Here is a 1,977-nt window from a genome sequence, read left to right as displayed (position 1 = left end):
ACGTACAGCGCCGGCGTGCTCGCCACGAACAGCGCCACAAGCCCCGTCACGCCCAGGCCGAGCATCATGAAGTTGTAGACCCGCAGCATGTGCTTGCGCAGGCCCTCGTCGAACGCCGCGCCGTAGGCCGGCGCCGCGCTGCCGAATTGGTTGCCGTAGAAGGGTCCGCTCATTGTCTCACCATGTCCTTCGGATGCTTATCGTTCGGATGCTTGTCGTTCAGTGCGTCTGCTTCAGAACCACGCCATGCGGGCGTCGCGGGCGTGGGCCAGGATTTCCTTTTCCGGCTGTTCGCCGCACAGCGCGTAGACCGTCGTCCCGACCTGCCAATAGGCGACCGAGACGTTGCCGATCCGCTCCGCCTGGGGTTCGGTGACGGCGAAGCGGTCGACCTCGCTGGCAAACAGCGTGATCAGCTCGGACCCGCCGTGGCGGTAGGCCGCCTGCACCGCGACCCCACCGTCCCAGGCCACCGTGCGCAGCCCGTCCGGCGCCTGCCCGATGTCGAGCTGCGGGATCGGCACCGCGACCTCCGGATTGGCGGGGGCGAGCCGGTTCACCAGGGAATTGGCGGCGTCAGCGAAGGGCTTGAAGTCGATCCCGCTGTGCAGCGCCTGCTGGTGGGTCTGCGCCGCGATGGTGATGTAGTGGGTGGCCGCATGCGCCGTGGCGACGGGGTTGACCGACAGGGACGATACCGCGCTGTGCGCCGTCCAGCCGAGCCCGACGAGGCACAGCGCCGCCACCGCCCGCCGCCCGCGGCCCGAGCCCTTGGTGGCCCGCGCCCGGTTCATCAGCTCCGCCGCCGGGCGGCGCCACAGCGCCCCCCACTGCTTGCGCCGCGGCAGCGGCGCGCCGGCGCCGACCGCCGGCTGGGCCGGGGTGGAAGCCGGTTCGGCGGTGGGGTCTGCGCCGGGTTCGGGGGCGACCATTTCGGCCGCCGCCTTCTCAATGGCCGGGCCGGCTATGAACAGGCGGATCTCGTCACGCACCCGCATGTCGTGCATGACACGGGCGGCCTCGTCAGGATTGGCCTCCAGGTAGGCTTCCACCTCGATGCGGCGCTGCGCGTCGAGTTCGCCGTCCACATAGGCGTTCAGGTCGATGTCGCTGATCGGTTCGTTCATCGTCATTTCACCACGCGCAACGGGGGGCGCTGGACCCGGTCTGATGGGGTTCGGTCGGACTGGTCCGGCTGGCGCCCGCCGCCCGTCTTGGCCCGCAGCGCGTCGCGTGCACGGCCCAGGCGGGACATCAGGGTGCCCACGGGGATGCCCAGGCACTCAGCGGCGTCCCGGTAGGACATGCCGTCGAGCGCCACGAGCACCAGGGCCTCCCGCTGTTCGACCGGCAGGGTCATCAGGGCCGCGATGGTCTGGCCCAGATGGACGTGGCTCAACTGCGCGGGCGGGGAGCCTTCCTCCGCCATCGAGCTGAGCTCGCCGGTCGCCTGGCGTTCGGCCTGCTGGCGCCGCCAGCGGTCCACGAAGGTGTTGTGGACGATGGCGAGCAGCCACTTGCGCAGGTCGCGCCCGTCCGTGAAGGACGACGCTCCCTCGATGGCCTTGACGAGCGCCTCCTGGACGAGGTCCTCGGCTTGGTCGGGGTCGCGCATCAGGACCAGGGCGTAGCGCCTCAGAACGTCCAGATGCTGTCCCAGCTCGTCTTTCATCACCGTCCCGGATTGGTTCTTCACACTCGGCATACGGATCATGCCGTGGCTTAATCCGCACCGGGGGAAAAAATCGCCACGGGATTGGCTTGCGCGCGGACGCAGGGCGGAGTAGGTCAGAAGCGCCTGGAGCCCTGGAGAATGCTGGGGTTCCTCCATGAACAAGGGGAGTAGGGAATGACGAAGGCCGATCTCATCGACGCGATCGCCGGCAAGCTGGGCGGCACCAAGGCCGACGCCGGCAAGGCGCTGGACGCGGTTCTGGAGAGCCTGCAGGACGCGCTGGTCAAGGGGGAGACGGTCAA

The 1,977-nt window shown here is 69.2% G+C and carries 3 protein-coding genes; 1 reads left to right on the top strand and 2 read right to left on the bottom strand.

Annotation, left to right across the window (positions count from 1 at the left end; translation table 11 throughout):
- Nucleotides 1-233: 233 nt before the first annotated feature.
- The gene (locus Q4I23_RS32430) at nt 234-1,127 is read right to left on the bottom strand and encodes an anti-sigma factor family protein (RefSeq protein WP_454016171.1); all 894 of its coding nucleotides are present in this window, start codon (nt 1,125-1,127) and stop codon (nt 234-236) included.
- 2 nt (nt 1,128-1,129) lie between these two features.
- Nucleotides 1,130-1,672 (bottom strand): sigma-70 family RNA polymerase sigma factor, encoded by a 543-nt coding sequence (locus Q4I23_RS32425; RefSeq protein ID WP_498528967.1) that lies wholly within the window; start codon nt 1,670-1,672, stop codon nt 1,130-1,132.
- A gap of 177 nt (nt 1,673-1,849) precedes the next feature.
- On the opposite strand from Q4I23_RS32425, the gene Q4I23_RS32420 reads away from it, so the two are divergent.
- On the top strand, nt 1,850-1,977 hold a 128-nt coding region (locus Q4I23_RS32420; protein ID WP_498526592.1), incomplete at its 3' end, for an HU family DNA-binding protein.

This window comes from Azospirillum sp. UFLA03-27 (assembly GCF_059803775.1).
Note: the sequence above shows the minus strand (reverse complement) of the source record. Positions and strands in the feature narration are given on the sequence as shown.